The organism is Neobacillus niacini (genome assembly GCF_031457145.1).
Taxonomy (GTDB): domain Bacteria; phylum Bacillota; class Bacilli; order Bacillales; family Cytobacillaceae; genus Neobacillus; species Neobacillus niacini_J.
On record NZ_JAVDVZ010000002.1, the window covers coordinates 618,880 to 636,786 of the forward strand.

Here is a 17,907-nt window from a genome sequence, read left to right on the forward strand (position 1 = left end):
GAGCGGAAATCAGCAGGCCAGTTAGCAGGCACTATTTTTAATTAAATTCGGTTGGTTAGAACAAGAAAAATAAAAAATTGCCGAGAAAAATACCCTTTCTCGACAATCTGACCCGCATGAATGCGGGTTTTATTAGTGCACACTTGTTTTTCCTAGCTAATCAAACTCCCTTTTAACCAGGCGCGGGGACGGTATGGACCGACCGGGATTTGGATTAGGCTTGTTTTTTCTTTCGAATTAATCCTATAAAGTCCATCACATCGGTTTGCGTCAAATCCTAATAGCGGGTGCCCTCCCATTCCTAAAGCACACGATACCAAGAGCAATCGTTGCAAGAGTATGCCTGCTTCCATTTGTTGAATGCGGTATCCTCTATATCCCAATTCCTTTTTGAGATGTTCCCTGTCTCCAACAACATGCAGACAGAGCGGAACTTGAAACAGATTTACATTGGGCATTGTTAATCCATTTTGTAAAAACTCTCGAAAATCTCCCTGAGTTATTCTTCGAAGTGCATGAGTGGCATTGTCATAAGAATAGGCACCATTTGGAACTCCTTCCACGTTGTAAAAACTACCATATAAAGAAACAGGACTCTCCACATTCCCATGTGTACCATCAAGGTCATTCTGATACGAGAAGGAAAAGGTCTCTTTTAACAAAGTGGATAGCTGCGTTTGACGGACTTGACCCATCATAAAATCGATATCTGGAGAATGCCGCTCCCTGCAAACGGATGTAAGATCGTATGAAAAGCGCTCTGCAAAGGGAAGCAGGATCATTTCCGAATCTAAGGAAACTTTCACACTACTATCTTTCTTTATCTTCACAAACGACTCTGTTGTTTCAAACATGGATGCTTCATTAAATTTTCTCAAGCTAGGATAATCTATTACCTTCTTTGAACGGTTATAGGAGGCATGCTCCAACAGCGGCACTTCCCGGCACAATTCAGTGGCAGAAACAATTTCCATTCTATTATGATCGTTGCCTGCACTATTGACGTTTTGATTAACAGATAAAGGAATAACGGCATATACACTTTCATCCTGATCAGACAGCCCAAGCAAATGATTGATAGACCTATCAAGAAATTGGTAGCATACCCGAGATGAAAACCCCATCGTATTGGCCACTTCTAAAGATTGCCCAATTAGCACGCCTGCATCTAACCCTTGGAGCCTGTAGGAAAAATTATTGTATTTATAGAAATTTTTCCAAAATAGCGTCGAGACAAAAACAGTACAGAAACAGTCAGAAAGATCACAGCTATTTCCAAGACTTCTTGATAAGTATGAATCGTAATTTCCTTCTCGCAGCAAGAGGAGGCGATGGTGAGCCGCATCATAATGGTAAATTCCCATTGGTGTGTCCTTCAGCTTCACATACACATATAATTCATTGGGATATAACGCCCCGCCAGAGGGTACAAATCTGCGTAATAACTGGGCATAGCTCACAGCACCTTTTTCCTCGGTGTCCTCGATTAATGCGATTTGCGAGTAATGAGTAAGGCCGTATACATACAATAAGAAATAACCTAGCTCCTCCCGGCTGGGTTCAGCCTTAGCTTCCCGTCCGCTGAGTGTTAACGGTACATCTGCGTTCAGCGGAATCTCTGGCAAGCCCCGGTACAGTTTATAGGGAAGTGGTGCATCCTCCCAATCCACTTGCCAATCTGGAGGAGCAACTTTTTCCGTATCAAAGTGAAGATGATGTACAAATGTTTCTAGTTCCAATTTAACACCTCCTCCTTTTCAATTATGGGAATGGGTGGGGATCTGAATTAAGCTGTTCATACGATAACGGCTGTTCCATAAATCCAAGTTTCATTGGCACTTTAAGGACCCTCTCCAGCCCTTTTACGCGGGTCAGGTGATGTCCGAATGTCATCGGTAACATACCAGGGATCAATACCTTCACACAGAATAATCCATTCCGTTTGGTTATCGGTGTCGTTTGGTCCACCACAATGACCTCCAGATCTAACCGGTGGAACCTCTGAAGAATATCCTGAAGATCTTCCTTCAAATCAGTAGTTGCAGGCGTCTCCTTGAATTCTTCTGCAAATGTACGTAATGGACGTTGATCATCCAGTAAAAAATTCAGCCGTTCCTCTGCTTCCCGCAGCCCGTAGAGCAAACCATGGTCCTCCATGGTACGTACTTCGTACGGATTCTGTAACATATGTTGATATTTCTGCTCGTTTGCCTCCAATTTTTCGTCATGCACCATCATTCCCGCAAGCTCGTAAATTGCGCTTTTTACAGCCCTTACAGGATCAGGGTTAGCTCCAGCTGCACAAATGAGGTTTACACCCTTGGATCTTCTGTTTTTTGCCACTGCCCACACACTTGGAATTCCATGCTCCATCGTCGAATTGAAAAAATGAAGGTCGTATCCCGCCACCTCACGCATACGGTCGACCATCAACTGTAATTCTTTATCGTTAGCCGAACTAAGGTCAAGACGTGGAAGGGGAAGTTTTGCATACCAGGTTAACAAGAAAGAATCTCGCTCGACAACCTCCATAATGGCATGAAAAATGGCTTCTTCTAAACTACCCCCTAATGCACATCCATTGGAGGTTTCATAAACAAAGCCCTCCCCATGCCCCAAACTGTAATAGGCGAGTAACTGCGGGACCAATACAGAACGTTCTTGTAAAAACGAATAGCCCCAGACCCAATTCATTGGAGTATCAGGATCAAACGGTTTAAAGGGAAACTGTGGCTTTGTATATTGTTCCTTTTCATGCAAACCTACTCTTTCAGGGTTTAGTGCATTTTGCTTTAAATTATGATAACTATCACGAACTACCGTCCTTTTGCCTCGAGGCTCGATTCCGCAATATCGTTCCAAACCCTCTAAAATGGCAGTCAGCTCACTCATTTCATAAGAATTAGACCGGCCAGCGACTCCCTCGTCCGCTTCAAATAATGGCATGTTCACTAAAACATCAGCAAATGGCAGGGTGAAATCCTGCATTTTTCCATTCATGATACCAGTACGGTAATCCAGATAGTCTTTGACCAGTACTGTTTTAAATTCATCCATCGAACGGCTGCGATAACCACTGCTATTAAATTTAGGACTAGATTCTAACCTAATTTGAGCTAATTCTGGTGTATCTTCAGGTAATGGACTGCAAATTGGACATGAGGGATTAGGCAAGAAATAGTGAATAAAATTAGTTAACGTTCTTAAGTTAATAATGAACACTCTTTCTTCTAAATTGCAGGGTTCTCCTTGAAGAACCCTCTTCACTTCATTACATATCAAAGCTGCCATTTGTGATAGTCCTGTTCTTGATGCCCATGCATCTTGCATGACACCTTCTCCTGCTGCCATCTTTAGCTGTAGCTGCCACATTTCTTTCCGATCGGATCCAGCTATCATGCGCCGTATGTCAGCGCAGAATGAACATCCCGGTGTATTGGGGCGAACTAAAGGACCAATGATTCCCTCTCCAAACGAAACGAAACCTCGAAGCCACGGGATCCCAGTGTTCCTGTATTTTTCTTCTGCTTTTTGATGAATGGCTGGATTCCAGGCATCGCGCAGCACCAGAGCTAATTCTGTTTCTTCGGGTACCTCTTCTAATAGGCTTTGACGCCTAACGAGATAATTGCCGGACAATTGATCAAAAACATAATCCGCTAATAAACCCTCACCGTCAATGAGAATATGGGCGGCCATTAGGATTCCTCCTCTCGAACCTGCACACCATACACCCCTGCTAATTCCTGTTTTAAAAAAGGTTCGAACGCAAGATCATAAACGATTAGATGTTTGCTGTTTTGGTTCAAAACCTGAATGGAAGATTGTAATAGCTCCAATTGTGTTATTTCTTCACAAGAAGGGACTTCGAGTTTAAATTCCTTTTCTTTCAAAAAAACAGCTGACTCCGATATTCTTTCGGTTGCATGCACCTGATTTTGTTTATCCAAAAGCGCTTGTTGTAATGCATTCCGTAAAGCCATCGTTGTATTTAAACCTGTACAAGTGTACCGACGCCCCTGCGACTTTACCCATATTACGGGGAAGCCTAGTATTTCATTTTCTAAACCGATGGTCGGTGTACCATTTAAGGTAGTCAGGGCATTTAAATAAAATCTGCAGCGTTGATCTTCAATTTGTCCCAATTGTACGCGAAAAACAGGATTCAGTGGATCGTCCTTTTTATTTCTCAATTCTTTCTCTAAATAGGCTTGCATGCCGCGACAAACTGCCTCTTCGATTGTTTCCCCTGCACCAATGCCAATCAAATCCCCTGCTATGTTTTCACCAGCCTTATCTTTTAGATCACTACATTCCTTGAACATTTGTAAAACATACATTTCAATACCAGTCAGTCCCGCTTCCCTCTTTGCCTCCTCATGTGTAAAACCCGAACAGACAACCTCTGGCAGTAGGTCTGCTGGCCCCTCTGACACTGGATTAGCCGCTTGAACATAGCACTGCGAAAGAGGAAGCTGTGTCAAGTTTCGCTCCTCCCAGGTATGGAAAATTCCTGTTTCTTCCGAAGTTAATAGACTGAAATATTCCAAAAGGTTACTCGAAGGTTCGTTTTTACTCTTTTCTTGCTTTATCCTTACATCAAGATCTTCCACCAGTTTAGAAGGGGCAGCTTTATTGGAAACCAATGGATGTGTGATGAATGAAATCCAGTCTCCTTCAAGCGTTTCAAGATCAAGTTTGTAAATTTGGTTACTCTGATTTGACTCTGCAATTCCTGTAGCCTTCTTAAAAAATTCGAATACGGTGACATTGGCCAGAATGGCTCCGACAGTTGTAGAGAAAGATTGGGGCTGCCGATCTAATTGCAATGAGGATTGATGGATTCGTCGCCATGCTGACTCCCAGCATCCCTCTGATTCCGGATGAACCAATGGACCAGCAAGCCCCACTTGGTCTAAACATATGGCAGGAAAAAATGCTTTCTTTTGCTCTTTACAAACCATATTCAGATTCCTAAGTTCATTTACATTTCCATCCGGTGTGACATATAGAATCCAATCATACGGACGCAAAGCTTCTTGCCAAAAACTCCTTTCCTCCCTTTTTTCATGTGGTACCTGCTCAACCTCCACTTCAGAATCAGCATAGTAGGCATTGCGCACTAACTCATTTATCCGCAATTGATTTGTTGGTACTGAATCAGTCATCATGAAATGGAATTTGGGAAGTCCCGATTCAATTAATGCGGCAGCCAATGAAACCATAAAGGCCCCAGAACCGATAGCCAGAACTTTAGTTTGACGGTATTCTTGAAAACGGTACGCACCAGAATCTACAAAATTCTCGATAAATTCAATTTGTGAAGCATACTTTTCTAGGACTGTTGGGTTTAATTCATGTGTCCTATCTTGGCTAACATCTCGAACAAAGCCATTCTTGTACAATGTTTCTCCAAGCTCATATACCCTGTTGCGATACGGCGCCGTTAATCCCTCTGTTAGATCTCCCAATGATTGCTCCCCGTTAAACAGCGGCATTAATTTTTCAATCCATTGATAGATTGTATTTCCTTCCATTCGGAATGAATTTAAGTTATTTCGAAAATACACACCACCCTTTGGATCTGGTAGATAAAATGAATCCCTTTTGACCTTCAAACGTGTGGACGAGGTAAGTTTTGTCATTCAGCTCCTCCTTCATTCAAAGCAATCCTAATTATGCACTATCATTATATGTTCATTTATTTGTCCATTATGAATAGAAAAGCGGAAGCGCCCTCGGACCAAGCCAAAGTGCAGCTTGGTCCTGCGATGATTATTCAAAGGAGCTTTCCTTAGTGGTCAGCGGCGTATTGCCTCCTCGAAAAAGCTAACGCTTTTTCTTCGTGCGATGCCTATGCTGCCGATGCTTTCCCTGTGGAGCGCTCCAAATGAGATAAAGGAAACACGAAGAGCCCGAAGCGCATTGTGCTAGACTTATCATAGGTAGGTAAAAATCCTAAAAGATTTTTACTTGTGGAGACCGAAGGACACTAGCCGCTAGGGCACTGGAGCTGGACATTTCTCAACGTCCAATGATATAAATTCTGATATTACCCCAAAAAAGAAGTGCTCCTGCGGCACATATCCATGCAGGGGGCACTTCCTTATTATAAAATAACGTATTTTTTTCTGAGATTCCAAAACGACTAAATAAAACCGAAGCCAAAACAGCCAAAACCCAAACCGAAACCTAAACCGAAACAGCCAAAACCGAAGCAGCCGCCACAGCCACCACAGCCGCCACAGCCGCCACAACGGAAACCGCCACAACCAAAACCAAAACCGCCACAACGTCCGAAGCCACCGCAACGACCACAGCCGCCACAGCGACGCATATCACCAACCTGAAGCGCATCTTGGCTCTGATAATCTATAGGAATTAGCTGACCAACCTGGTAATTATCCATCCCCAACATTTGTAAATCATTTTGAAAATTATGCATTTTTTCCTCCCCTTTGTATTTATTCAACAGGATGCACCTGAATAGAGAGTGGAAACGAAGGTAATTATGTCAGTTTGGTGTAAATCAAACTTTAAAGTACCACGAGTACTCTCTTCATCAAATTATGATTTTTTTAGGTTGTTGCCACTGATTTAACAGCCTATTTTACGTTGAAGGTGTGAATAGAATATTGATCACTTTAAGAAGCATTTCGTAGTCAAAAGCTTTTTTAGAGCAAAAAAAGACCCCCAACCAAATCGGTTGAGAGCCTTTGAAACGCCAATAATTAACGTTTTGAGAACTGAGGTGCACGACGAGCACCTTTAAGACCATACTTTTTTACGTTCTTTAATTTATATATATAATAGGAAGAAAAACGAAACAATATAGTACCTAAGCAAGCCTGATTAAAAGGCTTTTTTAGGTTACATGATTCGCGGTCAAAATGCGGTCAAAAATCAATTCGAATAGTTACATCATGCCGCCCATTCATTTGGTTTTATAATAAGGAGAAATAATACTAAAAAGGTCGCTTTTTATCGCTGTTTTCCCAAATTTCCTTTTAATGTTTTCTAATTAAAATAAAATGTTAGGAGGACAAACAGGAGGACAAACAGGAGGACAAACACTTTTAAAGTTTATTGCCTTTATTAATCAATTATTGATTAATATCCGTATATATTTCAATTGAAGTGATAATCCTTACAATTGAGGTGATGTTACTATATGGAATATTTAATTATTGCGGTTCTATTAGGATTACTCATTTTTCAGTGGAAGAATCGACGTAGTTTAAAAGATGAAGAATACTATAGACAAATCACGGTGACAGAAGAATTTAAAAAGACCATTGCATTGGGACTTTATCAAAGGTTTTGCAAAGAAGTAGAAGAAAAAAGATATTCCCCCACATTTTTAAAAAGTGATCCCTTAGACTTTGAACATTTTATTGCTGATGTATTAAAACATAAGTACGGATTTGAAGCCTTTGTAACCAAAAGCTCAGGAGACTTTGGGGTTGACATAGAGCATGGAGTTGGGGACGGCAAGGTGTTAGGTCAAGTCAAGTGTTATCGGGAAGATATGGGCTATGAACCGATTGCCATTCTTCATTCCAATATGGTTAAGCAAAATGCATCAAGAGGATATGTTGTATCGACCGCAGGATTCAACGAAAATGCTCGTTCCTATGCCGAAGGATTAAACATCGATTTAATCAATGGGATCGATCTAGTTGAATTGTGGATTAATCATAAAAGCCCTATAGCTAAAACCATTGAATATCAACCTTTTAAAAATGATAAGTCGGATACCATGAGCATGTAGAATCGACTTATGAAGAAAAGCAGGGGATGTTTCATCTGCTGCTTTTTGATTCCTTATCCACAATAATTTCTACTGTGCTGAGGTTAGTCTTTCCACCAGGACCTTGCACCAGTTTTCAAGCGGCATAGAGCATTACTCACGTTAATAGATTTGCTAATTAAAAGCAATCATAAAAACCCTAGAAGCGTTGATATAACGCAGTTTCTAGGGTTTTTTATTTTTGTCTGCATTGTAGAATAATGTAGTATCCCCCAATTTGTTGGGGGAGGTTTTGGGGGAAGTTTCAAGGAAAAATATTAAGTGGACAGGCGTAATTTTTTTTGTACAGTCAGACTGCAGTTAAGGAGGCTTATGTAATAAAAGGACACATGTGTTTTATTTATTTTTGAGGTCACATAGGTCATAATGACCTGAATGACCTGAAATTTACTTTAAGAGAGCAGCGACCAATAAAGATTTTTATATTAAAGTCATCAAACGAAAACAGTAGATATGGAAATCGGACGAAACTTTTTTTTATCAAATCGTATTCATACATATGTCTTTCTGATTGGAGGTCAAAAGATGGAAAAAAAACAGTTGCTATCATCAACCCATGTAGATCGTCATGGCATGAGAATGAGTAAGACGGCATTGGACAGAGCCGCAGAACAAATTAACGGTCCATTTGTAGTAGGAATGGGAATTGAGCATGATGTTTTACTACCGCCAATTGGTAAAATTGTAAAAGCGTCTGTTGAAAAATTACCTGATGGAGAGTATGGGTTGTTCGGAGAGTATAAATTGTTTAACTTGGTGAAAACAAAGGAAATAACCCTACCAAACGGTGAGCAGGCAATTATTGATACCTGGGAGGATGAACGTCCTTTCGCTGATAGACATGAAGAAATTCCTTCAAGCCGTTAAAAAATTGGACAACCTACTCGGCTCATAATACACGTTGCTTCGATACTTTTTTTAAATCGTTACCTTTTCGTTACTTTTTTATATACCAATGCAAAACGCCACTCTCTGATACCCTCGGAAAGTGGCGTTATTACTGTGTTTCTATTGATGACCTGTGAGGGATTCGAACCCACGACCCCTTCCCTGTCAAGGAAGTGCTCTCCCACTGAGCTAACAAGTCGTATTAAGCTACAAATATAATTATAGTAAAAACTCGCAAAAAGTCAATAGTTTTTAAAAAAAGAACACACGTTCTAAAACACTTTGAATAAAGAACGAATGTTCGGATATAATAGTACAATACATTAAGAATGGCGGGTATGACATGGATGGACTTTTGTTACGTTCTATAGAGGAAAATATTCCGTTAGAGATAATCTATCTATCACAAGACCAGCAAATTTCACAACGAAAATTAATTGTGAAGGAAGTGAATGATGAGTACATTCGCGCTTATTGTCTGCTCCGTAAACAGGTTCGCACCTTCCGCCGGGAAAATATCTTATCCTTAATGCCAAATACTCGCTCCAATAATCGCTTCCTACACTAATCTAACATTCTTTTTTCCTCCTCTCCCCTTGAGCATTTCCAACATAGTTATGATAAAATTCATTTGTATCTATCGAGCATGGGGGGAATTGTTGCATGGAGATACCAAAAGGCACAATAAAAGAACATACAATAAAGAGCAATGAACTGGGAGAAGAAGTACTTCTTCTTATCTATATGCCAGCAAACTTCTCACCATTATATAAATACTCACTGTTAATTGCCCAGGATGGACGGGATTATTTTCAACTTGGCAAAATCGGACGAATAGCAGATGAGTACCTTTTTGAGAGGGAAATTGAAAATTTAATTATTATTGGGATACCCTATAAAGATGTAAAGGATCGTCGCAAGAAATACCATCCCGCTGGTAAACAGAATCAGGCGTATATTCGCTTTCTAGCCCATGAATTAGTGCCATACCTAGATAAAGAGTTTCCAACCTACCATATGGGCTCCACCAGAGCACTAATCGGGGACTCCCTTGGAGCCACAGTATCGTTAATGACTGCTCTCCACTATCCGCACACCTTTGGAAAAATAATTCTACAATCACCATATGTGGATGATCAAGTGAATGGTTTGGTCGAGAGCTTTACAGAAAAAGGGCTTTTAGAAATATATCATGTCGTTGGAAATCAAGAAACAGTAGTCCAAATGACGAACGGCAAAACAAGTGACTTTCTAACTCCAAATCGGAAGCTCTCGTCTATCATTAAAAGCAAGTCAATTACATATTACTATGATGAATTTAATGGCGACCATACATGGACCCATTGGCAGCCCGATTTAAAAAGGGCACTAAAAATGATGTTTTAGCGATCATTTCATATTTTTTGAAAATTTGCTATAATAACAGGAAGTTCTTTTCGATAACACCTTTCTAATTACTGAAAAATTCTTTTTAATGGAGGTTTATCATATGAAATTTGGGGTTGTAATTTTTCCATCAAAAAAGCTACAAGATTTAGCAAACTCGTATCGTAAACGCTATGACCCGCATTATTCACTCATAACTCCGCACCTAACATTAAAAAATGCATTTGAAGCAACTGAAGAAGAAGTTGTAAATATTGCAGATAAATTAAGACAAATTGCTAGCAATACAAATGTCTTCCCATTAAAAACGTTAAAAATCAGCTCTTTCCAGCCGGTAAATAATGTTATTTACTTTAAAGTAGAACCTACGGAAGAGCTTACAAAATTGTATAATGAAATCAACCAAGAATTTAGTGAGCAACATCTAGACTATGCTTTCGTACCACATATTACGATTGGTCAAAAGTTATCCAATGATGAACATTCCGATGTTTATGGATCATTAAGGATGAAACGTTTTGACCATGAAGAAATAATTGACCGCTTCCATCTTCTTTATCAATTAGATAATGGTTCGTGGACAGTATATGAAACATTTCGACTTGGAAAGGAATAATGGATTGTGAATGTAAAAGTGGTAGAAAACGAAAAAGAACTTGAAGATGCTTTTTCTGTTAGAAGAACCGTTTTTATCGATGAACAAAACGTCCCTGCAGAAGAAGAGATTGATGAGCTTGAGGATGAAGCAACACATTTTGTATCCTACCTAGAAGGTTCACCGATTGCTGCCGGCCGGTTTCGTGTTGTTGATGGTTACGGAAAGGTAGAACGCATTTGTGTGTTAAAAGAAGCTAGAAAAACGGGTTCTGGAAAAGCAATGATGAACGAAATTGAAGCCTATGCTCGAAAAAATGGTCAACATAAGTTAAAGTTAAATGCTCAAACACATGCCATCCCATTTTACGCTGGTCTTGGTTATGAGGTTGTTTCGGAAGAATTTTTAGATGCAGGAATTCCTCATAAAACAATGATAAAAAATATTTAAATTCATGCACTTGCCCTTTCGCGGCAAGTGCTTTTTATATTCCTTGAAATTTCAGGCACTTTTCGATATGAACGTATTTTGTTATGATGGAGTTTGTCGTATTTTGAAAAAAGAGGCTAAAAAATGAAAACTGCTATGAAACATAATCAAAGGATTGTTCTTGACCAAATAGCCAGAGAACAATATCAACAAATATACTTACAGGGGAAAAATGGTGATTTATCCTGCCCTGTATGCAATGAAAAAGTACGTTTGTTTCTTGGAATACAGGAACATCCTCATTTTTATCATATAAAATCCCCGGAAAAAGCATGCCCGGAACCTGTTATAGAAGAATTTGATCCTATTATCATTGAGCGGAATGGATTTCGTATCCCGCAAGGAAGAACCATTATCGAAACAACAAAAGGCACTAGTTTATTCCGTTCAGCAAAACCGATAGAATGCACGATACCCTTTAAAAAAAATACTACTGCTAACCCACTTAAATACGACTCCTATTTAAGACAGTTGGCTTCAAATGGAGTCGTACTTGACGATAATCAGTCAGCTGCTGTTATTGAAACAGAAGGCTCTTTACTAGTTCTAGCTGGAGCTGGCAGCGGCAAAACAAGAGTACTCACAGCAAGGACTGCCTATATGCTCGATGTTAAAAAAATTGATCCGCGTACGATTATGCTCGTTACCTTTACTTCAAAAGCAGCTGGGGAAATGAAAAATCGTTTACTTTCGTACCCAGAAATTAAAAAGGAGCAAATAAACAAGTTGGTGACAGGCACCTTCCATAGCATTTTTTATCGAATTCTTATGTTCCATGAAGGGAGTAATTGGTCCTCGGAACGTCTTCTGAAAAAAGATTGGCAACGGGATAGGATTTTGAAGGAAGCAGGTAAAGAACTCGATTTATCTGAAAAGGAATTTGCCTATGATTTAGTACTTCAGCAAATTGGTCTTTGGAAGAACTCGTTACTTTTCCCACATGATATTAAGCCGAAATCAGATTGGGAGGAAAAGGCTGCCTTCCTCTATACAAAATATGAGGAATATAAAGTCCAAGAAGGTCTGTTTGATTTTGATGATATGCTGATTGGCTGCTATCAGCTTCTAGTTTCTTCACCTTCTATTCTCGAAGTGTATCAAAATCGCTTTCACTATTTTCTCATTGATGAATTTCAAGATGTCAATAAAGTTCAGTATGAACTGATAAAGCTGCTATCAGGCAAGCACAAAAATGTCTGTGCCGTAGGTGATGATGATCAGGCGATTTATTCTTTTCGAGGAAGCGATCCTAGCTATCTGTTAGAGTTTGAAAAAGACTTCTCCAATGCAAAAATGGTTACACTTGAACAAAATTACCGGTCATCTCATGAAATTATAACTGCTGCCAATGATATGATTTCGAAAAATAAAATAAGAAGAAAAAAGAAAATGAAGGCACAATTTGAATCGGGAATACATCCCGTGCTCTTCTACCCTTATGATGAGGAGGAGGAAGCAACAATGATTGTAACCGACATCCACGAGAAAATTATGCATGGAGCAAACCCATCTGATTTTGCAATTTTATTTCGGACCAATGCCGGTTCTCGGGCTGTATTCGAACGATTAGCAAGTTCGAACCTGCCTTTTAAAATTGATTTAGATTCAGAAGCTTTTTACGAACGTCGAATTGTAAAAAGTGTTCTTTCTTTTCTAAGATTGAGCTTAAATGAAGATAATCATCAGGCATTATCTGATATTTTACCTATTTTATTTCTGAAGCAGACTGTCCTTAAAGATTTAAAAGCGGAAAGCATCCTCAAAGATTGTACCTATCTTGATGCGCTTTCACATATAAAAACAAAACATGCTTTTCAAGAAAAGAAATTAAAGAAAGCTGTTCAGTTAATTCGTTCATTGAAATTTTCTCCCCCCCTTAAGACGATTGAAACCATTGAAAAGGAACTAGGTTTCATCGACTTCTTGAAAAAAAGAGGAAATGAATCGAATCAGCAAGACAAAGGCTCTGATGATTTAAAAGATTTAAAAGTAGCTGCTAAAAGCTTTGATAGCATTCAAGCTTTATTGTCACATGCAGAACATATGTCAGCAATGAATAAAGAAATCAAAAATTTGAGTAAACATTTTACTGAAGCAATTAGCCTAAGTACCATTCACCGTGCAAAAGGCTTAGAATATATAAACGTATATATCATTGGAGCGGTTGATGGCAGCCTGCCCCATGATTATGCATTAGATAGTAGTAGAAATGGTGATTTTACTGCAATTGAAGAAGAGAGAAGACTGTTTTATGTAGCGATGACCCGTGCAATGCAAGAACTGTTTATTTCAGTTCCCCAGAATCGAAGAGGGAAAAAGGCTCATCCTACTCGCTTTTTAGCACCATTAATGAAAAAAAAGAATAAATAATAAAAATTGGCCTGATTCCATTATGGAAAAAGGCCATTTTATTTTATTTCTTATTGATCATCTTAGAAATCGTATTGATATCAAGCTGTTTGCCATCGGCAATGATTGATTGAACAATTTTATCTTCCGTTTCTTGATTAACTGGCTTATTCGCAATTTCCGAAACACGTTTGATGACATTTCGAACGGTCTTTTCATCTTTAAAATTTGCATTTTGTAAGGAATTGGCTAAGTCAAAAATATCTTTCATATTTACGCCAGTTTTCTTTTCGACATTTTTAAAAAATCCATTATCCATGATAAATATCACGCTCCTTCATAGGCTACTGATATTGTATGAAGGAAGATATAAAACGTGAAAGAAATGACTAAAAGAAAAGGCTGGCCACTGATTTGGCCAACCTCTACTTTCGCCTGCACCTTAATGCAGTTTTTTTAAAAAAAGCTTGCACCGACGATGATTAAAAGAATGAATAATACGACGATTAAAACAAAAGTTGAACAACCGCCGCCATATCCACCGCCGTAGCCACAGCCGCCATATCCACCATATCCACCGAACATAGAGTGTCACCTCACTTTGTAAGTCTCATTTATAACATATGAGATTTAGCTTCAAAGTGTACCGGGCGCTCCTCTAGAGACAACCTATGAATTTCTTACCCTTTTGGTTTAAAGATAAGTGCCCCGATAAAACCAAAAATAATCGCTGCTGAGATACCAGAACTAGTAACTTGGAACATGCCCGTTAGAACTCCGATTATGCCATGCTTTTCTGCATCCTGCATGGCACCGTGCACTAAAGAGTTTCCAAAGCTTGTTATTGGAATCGTTGCACCTGCACCAGCAAAATCAACTAAAGGCTCATACAGGCCAAAGCCATCTAGAATGGCACCTGCCACTACAAGTAAGCTTAGCGTATGGCCTGGTGTCAGCTTAGCCACATCAAATAATAATTGGCCGATAACACAAATGATTCCGCCAACCACAAAAGCCCAAAAAAACATTGCTAACATACCATTACCTTCCCTCTTCATTCATTTCAATCGCCACCGCATGTGCAATACATGGAATGGATTCCTTTTGTTGAAAACTAAGAGGCGACAACAAAGCACCTGTTGCAACAACTAATATCCTCTTATAAATCCCCTTTTTCATTTGATTTAGTAAATGACCGTATACGACTGTTGCTGAGCATCCTGCACCACTGGCCCCAGCCTGAACTGGCTGATCATCCTTATAAATTAACAGCCCACAATCTTGGAATTGTTTCCGTTCTAATTTGATTCCACTCTTGCCTAGTAATTCAAAGGCTGTATCATGCCCGATTCTTCCTAAATCACCAGTAATGATTAGATCATAGTAAGAAGGATCTATTTCCATATCCCGAAAATGAGCCATAATCGTATCAGCCGCGGCAGGTGCCATGGCACCACCCATATTAAAAGGATCAGACAATCCCATGTCAATAACTTTTCCGATTGTCGCAGATGTCGTTACAGGCAGCTGCTGACCTGCTTGATTTTCTGTAACAAGTGCAATCCCAGCACCTGTAACTGTCCATTGAGCTGTAGGCGGTTTCTGTCCTCCATACTCAGTTGGGTATCTGAATTGTTTTTCAGTTGCAGCATTATGGCTTGAGGCACCTGTTAAAACGTTTCTAGCGCCTTGGCTGTTAACAACAAAGGACGCTAACGCCAACCCTTCCATTGAAGTTGAGCATGCACCAAAAAGACCAAAATAAGGTATTTGCATAGTCCTCGCGGCAAAGCTGGTTGGTGTGATTTGATTAATTAAATCTCCTGCAAATAAAAATTCTATTTTTTCTTTCTCCATTTTTGCTTTCGCTAATGTAGTCCTTATTGCTTCTTCCAGCAGCACTCGTTGTGCCTTTTCGTATGAATCCATCCCCATCCATAAATCTTCATGTAAAATATCAAAGTCATTGGCTAGGTTACCATTTGCCTCAAATGGACCACCGGAAACTCCGGTTGCCGCTATCATTGGCCGGTTATGAAAGACCCAAGATTGATGCCCTTTTAACAATTACAAAACCCCCCACATTCCCAGTAACGTTTTAATCAGCGCAACAACAAACGCAGAGAATACTCCAAAAAGAATAACCGAACCAGCAAGTTTAAACATATTTCCTCCAACACCTAATACAAATCCTTCTGTCCTGTGCTCGATTGCGGCAGAAATTACTGCATTCCCAAATCCAGTGACGGGCACTGCACTTCCCGCGCCAGCAAATTGTCCAAGGCGGTCATAAATACCGAAACCGGTTAGCAGCATGGATAGGAACACCATTGTCGCAACGGTTGGATTACCCACACTCTGTTCAGTAAAGTCGAAAAAGTAAATATAGAAATAACTAATAGCCTGGCCAACAACACAAATCAGCCCGCCTACCCAAAAGGCCTTAATACAATTCTTTAAAACAGGTCGTTTCAGTTCATGCTTTTGTTGAAGTTGCTGATAATTCTGCTGCTGAGGAGTCATATTTTTCTGCTTGCTTGCCATCTTTATTCATCCCTTCTCACTTCATATCCCCTGTCATTTTAACGATTTCGTTTAACCGTTTCTCAGCCTTCTTATCGGAAAGGGTTCCATTATTCTTCCTTTCAACGAGCCGAACAGCTTCTAAAAATACCTTATAGTCACTCGACACAGTAAAATTTTCCTTCGGGAAATGTTCTTCCAGCGTTTTGTTTAAATCTTTTTCAATTTTTTTCATTTTGAATCGCTTCATATGCTTCACCTTATATACTACAAGTGTTGCTTTTTTTCCCTTCACCACTGCCACATCATAGATTTCATCAAAACTGCTTACTTCCTTTTCAATGTTTATTGCATTGTCCTTGCCTTTATTTTTTGCTGTAACAGTCGGGTTAGGATTGGTCGTTTTCATGAGAGCCAGTTGGCTATCCTTCACTTTTTGATCTTGACTACAGGAACCCATAAAGAGCACACAAGCAATTAACATTAGACGTATTATGTAGACCATTTTATTTCCTTCCCTTAGCCGAATTATAGGAATACCCACTATAATATAGTTTTTTCGAGTTTAACCTAAATTATGACTAGCTTGTAAAAACTTTATTTATAAATACTTTTTTCAAAAAGAAAAACCGCCAAAAGACTGGCAGTTTTAAATGATTATTTTTGAGTTTTTTTATTACAGCCGCAGCCTTTTTTCCTACCTTGCTTTTTCGTTTGAGAGGATTTTGTTGTTTGAGTTTTCTTATTTTGATTATTCATTTTTTCACAACTCCCATATCAATATTTCTCCTACTCTAAGATATGAGACCTTGACAACCTTGTCTAAGGCGGACGACTATTTCAACTAAATTTTCTATAACCATAGCTGGACTAAGGTTTCCACTATTGCGGCTAAACCGGCTACAGCAAATACAAGAATAGTGGGGACGAATATTACCGGTAACAAAAGGTATCCTGCTACCACAAATACCGATGTCCATACGCCTGTACACCAATAACAACTAAGCAGCTCCCCAAAGAATTTTTTTACTGGTGTCCCCTTCGGAACATAATATGTTTCGATTGTCCCCTCCTCCGTTTCTTCTTCTACTTCATCAAAGAACGGATCACGGATAAACTCTGTTATTTTATCAAAGACAAATAGCCTGGTTAGCCGGAAACAGGCTAATGTCAATATCATAAAATCCAATAGATCAATGTTCATAGATTCTTGTCCTTTCCTTATTTCTAGCCTAATTTAATTCAAAAAGGCGATTGTCCGTTACCCAATTGGCGATGTTGAAATATGTTAGTAATGTAAGATATATATCACGGATTGGAGGAGTAATTAATGGGTTGTGGCAGAAATAGTGATTCACCCAGCAACAACGGCTGTGTATGCGATGTTGTTCGTGCTATTAAAGAAATCCAGGATAATGCTATACAAGATGATGATTGCTTAGATTGCCCAAGTTGTTTCTTGGAACCACTTGGTACATTGGTTTCACCAGCTAGAGATCGTGCTGATACTCGTGTATTTGTTTTAAAAAACGCTGATGGTTCACCATTCCACGCGTTCTTTAGCCCCACAAACGGTGCATGCGTTTCAATTTTCTTCCGCGTTGAAGATGTATATGATAATTGCTGTGCAACACTTCGTGTTTTAGAACCAGGACGCAGGGACGATGGAGGATTTATGCCGGTAAATCTCGTTGGAGGCGGAGAAAAATGCTGTATTAACCTTGAAAGAGTTTGTAAGGTTAACCGTTTCCGTTCTACCAATGACTGTATTACAGTTGATTTAAATTGTTTCTGTGCAATACAATGTATTGCTGATGTAGACCTTGGTATTTGCGATTAGTATTTCAGATTAAAATGAGCCAGTCGA

19 protein-coding genes and 1 tRNA gene are annotated in these 17,907 nt (G+C 39.4%); 8 read left to right on the plus strand and 12 right to left on the minus strand.

Annotated features, from left to right (window positions below; all coding sequences use genetic code 11):
- Positions 1 to 152 precede the first annotated feature (152 nt).
- The 4 genes from J2Y03_RS07835 to J2Y03_RS07850 form a co-directional block, all read right to left on the minus strand.
- On the minus strand, positions 153 to 1,739 hold the full coding sequence (locus J2Y03_RS07835) for a SagB family peptide dehydrogenase (protein ID WP_310192599.1): 1,587 nt from the start codon (positions 1,737 to 1,739) through the stop codon (positions 153 to 155).
- Positions 1,740 to 1,761: 22 nt separating this feature from the next.
- Complete coding sequence (locus tag J2Y03_RS07840) at positions 1,762 to 3,699, minus strand: TOMM precursor leader peptide-binding protein (RefSeq protein WP_310192601.1); 1,938 nt, start codon at positions 3,697 to 3,699, stop codon at positions 1,762 to 1,764.
- A complete protein-coding gene (locus tag J2Y03_RS07845) occupies positions 3,699 to 5,645 on the minus strand; it encodes a putative thiazole-containing bacteriocin maturation protein (RefSeq protein WP_310192602.1) in 1,947 nt (648 codons plus the stop codon). Before J2Y03_RS07845 ends, J2Y03_RS07840 begins: the two co-directional genes overlap by 1 nt.
- A gap of 503 nt (positions 5,646 to 6,148) precedes the next feature.
- Positions 6,149 to 6,472: a heterocycloanthracin/sonorensin family bacteriocin gene (locus J2Y03_RS07850; RefSeq protein ID WP_207909533.1), complete on the minus strand. Its 324-nt coding sequence runs from the start codon at positions 6,470 to 6,472 to the stop codon at positions 6,149 to 6,151.
- A gap of 699 nt (positions 6,473 to 7,171) precedes the next feature.
- Between J2Y03_RS07850 and J2Y03_RS07855 the strand changes: the two genes are divergently transcribed.
- Together J2Y03_RS07855 and J2Y03_RS07860 are read left to right on the plus strand one after the other, a co-directional pair.
- Positions 7,172 to 7,771, plus strand: a complete 600-nt coding sequence (locus J2Y03_RS07855; protein WP_310192605.1) for a restriction endonuclease — start codon at positions 7,172 to 7,174, stop codon at positions 7,769 to 7,771.
- A 564-nt stretch (positions 7,772 to 8,335) separates the two neighbouring features.
- Positions 8,336 to 8,677, plus strand: coding sequence for a hypothetical protein (locus J2Y03_RS07860; RefSeq protein WP_310192607.1), 342 nt, complete (start codon positions 8,336 to 8,338; stop codon positions 8,675 to 8,677).
- 148 nt (positions 8,678 to 8,825) lie between these two features.
- On the opposite strand, the gene J2Y03_RS07865 is transcribed toward J2Y03_RS07860, so the two are convergent.
- Positions 8,826 to 8,897 (minus strand) — tRNA-Val (locus J2Y03_RS07865).
- Between the two features lie 144 nt (positions 8,898 to 9,041).
- On the opposite strand from J2Y03_RS07865, the gene J2Y03_RS07870 reads away from it, so the two are divergent.
- The 5 genes from J2Y03_RS07870 to J2Y03_RS07890 all read left to right on the plus strand — a co-directional run bounded on the left by J2Y03_RS07870 (position 9,042) and on the right by J2Y03_RS07890 (position 13,538).
- Positions 9,042 to 9,266, plus strand: coding sequence for a hypothetical protein (locus J2Y03_RS07870; protein ID WP_310192610.1), 225 nt, complete (start codon positions 9,042 to 9,044; stop codon positions 9,264 to 9,266).
- Positions 9,267 to 9,361: 95 nt separating this feature from the next.
- Positions 9,362 to 10,084: an alpha/beta hydrolase gene (locus tag J2Y03_RS07875; RefSeq protein ID WP_310192613.1), complete on the plus strand. Its 723-nt coding sequence runs from the start codon at positions 9,362 to 9,364 to the stop codon at positions 10,082 to 10,084.
- Between the two features lie 103 nt (positions 10,085 to 10,187).
- The gene (locus J2Y03_RS07880) at positions 10,188 to 10,700 is read left to right on the plus strand and encodes a YjcG family protein (RefSeq protein WP_310192615.1); all 513 of its coding nucleotides are present in this window, start codon (positions 10,188 to 10,190) and stop codon (positions 10,698 to 10,700) included.
- Positions 10,701 to 10,706: 6 nt separating this feature from the next.
- The gene (locus tag J2Y03_RS07885) at positions 10,707 to 11,129 is read left to right on the plus strand and encodes a GNAT family N-acetyltransferase (RefSeq protein WP_132085603.1); all 423 of its coding nucleotides are present in this window, start codon (positions 10,707 to 10,709) and stop codon (positions 11,127 to 11,129) included.
- Between the two features lie 123 nt (positions 11,130 to 11,252).
- On the plus strand, positions 11,253 to 13,538 hold the full coding sequence (locus tag J2Y03_RS07890) for an ATP-dependent helicase (RefSeq protein ID WP_310192622.1): 2,286 nt from the start codon (positions 11,253 to 11,255) through the stop codon (positions 13,536 to 13,538).
- A 43-nt stretch (positions 13,539 to 13,581) separates the two neighbouring features.
- Here the strand turns inward: J2Y03_RS07890 and spoVIF are convergent, their stop codons facing one another.
- The 7 genes from spoVIF to J2Y03_RS07925 form a co-directional block, all read right to left on the minus strand.
- Positions 13,582 to 13,836 (minus strand): sporulation-specific transcription regulator SpoVIF, encoded by a 255-nt coding sequence (gene spoVIF / locus J2Y03_RS07895; protein ID WP_310192623.1) that lies wholly within the window; start codon positions 13,834 to 13,836, stop codon positions 13,582 to 13,584.
- Between the two features lie 137 nt (positions 13,837 to 13,973).
- The gene (locus J2Y03_RS07900) at positions 13,974 to 14,102 is read right to left on the minus strand and encodes a YjcZ family sporulation protein (protein ID WP_132085597.1); all 129 of its coding nucleotides are present in this window, start codon (positions 14,100 to 14,102) and stop codon (positions 13,974 to 13,976) included.
- Positions 14,103 to 14,197: 95 nt separating this feature from the next.
- A complete protein-coding gene (spoVAE, locus tag J2Y03_RS07905; protein ID WP_132085595.1) occupies positions 14,198 to 14,554 on the minus strand; it encodes a stage V sporulation protein AE in 357 nt (118 codons plus the stop codon).
- A 4-nt stretch (positions 14,555 to 14,558) separates the two neighbouring features.
- Entirely contained in the window at positions 14,559 to 15,584 is a 1,026-nt protein-coding gene (gene spoVAD, locus J2Y03_RS07910) for a stage V sporulation protein AD (protein ID WP_310192627.1), read from the minus strand.
- Positions 15,585 to 16,061 carry a stage V sporulation protein AC gene (spoVAC, locus tag J2Y03_RS07915; protein ID WP_132085591.1) on the minus strand — a complete coding sequence of 159 codons (477 nt, stop codon included), beginning with the start codon at positions 16,059 to 16,061 and terminating at the stop codon, positions 15,585 to 15,587.
- Positions 16,062 to 16,077: 16 nt separating this feature from the next.
- Positions 16,078 to 16,545 (minus strand): YhcN/YlaJ family sporulation lipoprotein, encoded by a 468-nt coding sequence (locus tag J2Y03_RS07920; protein WP_310192630.1) that lies wholly within the window; start codon positions 16,543 to 16,545, stop codon positions 16,078 to 16,080.
- A gap of 348 nt (positions 16,546 to 16,893) precedes the next feature.
- Positions 16,894 to 17,244 carry a DUF1360 domain-containing protein gene (locus tag J2Y03_RS07925; RefSeq protein WP_310192631.1) on the minus strand — a complete coding sequence of 117 codons (351 nt, stop codon included), beginning with the start codon at positions 17,242 to 17,244 and terminating at the stop codon, positions 16,894 to 16,896.
- A gap of 126 nt (positions 17,245 to 17,370) precedes the next feature.
- On the opposite strand from J2Y03_RS07925, the gene J2Y03_RS07930 reads away from it, so the two are divergent.
- Positions 17,371 to 17,880 carry a CotY/CotZ family spore coat protein gene (locus tag J2Y03_RS07930; RefSeq protein WP_310192633.1) on the plus strand — a complete coding sequence of 170 codons (510 nt, stop codon included), beginning with the start codon at positions 17,371 to 17,373 and terminating at the stop codon, positions 17,878 to 17,880.
- Positions 17,881 to 17,907: the final 27 nt, after the last annotated feature.

Bases quoted from the DNA above. Each gene is read 5' to 3' on its own strand.
- J2Y03_RS07840 (WP_310192601.1), bottom strand. From the start codon at position 3,699: ATGGCCGCCCATATTCTCATTGACGGTGAGGGTTTATTAGCGGATTAT.
- J2Y03_RS07845 (WP_310192602.1), bottom strand. From the start codon at position 5,645: ATGACAAAACTTACCTCGTCCACACGTTTGAAGGTCAAAAGGGATTCA.
- J2Y03_RS07855 (WP_310192605.1), top strand. From the start codon at position 7,172: ATGGAATATTTAATTATTGCGGTTCTATTAGGATTACTCATTTTTCAG.
- J2Y03_RS07860 (WP_310192607.1), top strand. From the start codon at position 8,336: ATGGAAAAAAAACAGTTGCTATCATCAACCCATGTAGATCGTCATGGC.
- J2Y03_RS07870 (WP_310192610.1), top strand. From the start codon at position 9,042: ATGGATGGACTTTTGTTACGTTCTATAGAGGAAAATATTCCGTTAGAG.
- J2Y03_RS07875 (WP_310192613.1), top strand. From the start codon at position 9,362: ATGGAGATACCAAAAGGCACAATAAAAGAACATACAATAAAGAGCAAT.
- J2Y03_RS07880 (WP_310192615.1), top strand. From the start codon at position 10,188: ATGAAATTTGGGGTTGTAATTTTTCCATCAAAAAAGCTACAAGATTTA.
- J2Y03_RS07890 (WP_310192622.1), top strand. From the start codon at position 11,253: ATGAAAACTGCTATGAAACATAATCAAAGGATTGTTCTTGACCAAATA.
- spoVIF (WP_310192623.1), bottom strand. From the start codon at position 13,836: ATGGATAATGGATTTTTTAAAAATGTCGAAAAGAAAACTGGCGTAAAT.
- J2Y03_RS07900 (WP_132085597.1), bottom strand. From the start codon at position 14,102: ATGTTCGGTGGATATGGTGGATATGGCGGCTGTGGCTACGGCGGTGGA.
- spoVAE (WP_132085595.1), bottom strand. From the start codon at position 14,554: ATGTTAGCAATGTTTTTTTGGGCTTTTGTGGTTGGCGGAATCATTTGT.
- spoVAC (WP_132085591.1), bottom strand. From the start codon at position 16,061: ATGGCAAGCAAGCAGAAAAATATGACTCCTCAGCAGCAGAATTATCAG.
- J2Y03_RS07920 (WP_310192630.1), bottom strand. From the start codon at position 16,545: ATGGTCTACATAATACGTCTAATGTTAATTGCTTGTGTGCTCTTTATG.
- J2Y03_RS07925 (WP_310192631.1), bottom strand. From the start codon at position 17,244: ATGAACATTGATCTATTGGATTTTATGATATTGACATTAGCCTGTTTC.
- J2Y03_RS07930 (WP_310192633.1), top strand. From the start codon at position 17,371: ATGGGTTGTGGCAGAAATAGTGATTCACCCAGCAACAACGGCTGTGTA.